Source organism: Flavobacterium sp. YO12 (genome assembly GCF_004119495.1).
In the GTDB taxonomy this organism is placed as follows: Bacteria; Bacteroidota; Bacteroidia; order Flavobacteriales; family Flavobacteriaceae; genus Flavobacterium.
This window is the reverse complement of record NZ_NRQU01000158.1, coordinates 1-389: the sequence shown is the minus strand read 5'-3', so window position 1 is coordinate 389 and position 389 is coordinate 1. Positions and strand designations below refer to the sequence as shown.

The following is a 389-nucleotide window of genomic DNA, read 5'->3' as shown; positions in this document are numbered from 1 at the left end:
CATTAGTAACTAAATCAGAAACCAAAGCATTTGATGTTGAACAAAACTCTTGTGTCGCACTTCCTGTTGGTGTTCCTACATTATTTATAATTGCTGTTACGGCTAAACGTGTGATGCTTTCGCAAGTTCCTGCTGTTAATGAACCATAATAAATTGTGCCGTTTACAAGAGTTGTTCCTGCCGAAACTACATTTCCGCCATTTGCAGCATCGTACCAACTCACATTACTTTCGTTTGTAACTAAATCAGAAATTAAAGCATTTGATGTTAAACAAAACTCTTGTATTGCACTTCCTGTTGGTGTTCCTGCATCATTTATAATTGCTGTTACGGCTAAACGTGTGATGCTTTCGCAAGTTCCTGCTGTTAATGAACCATAATAAACTGTT

At 37.0% G+C, this 389-nt stretch carries 1 pseudogene; it reads right to left on the bottom strand.

What is annotated here, in order from left to right:
* Positions 1-389: pseudogene (locus BOW55_RS20985) on the bottom strand (hypothetical protein); the annotation flags it as partial.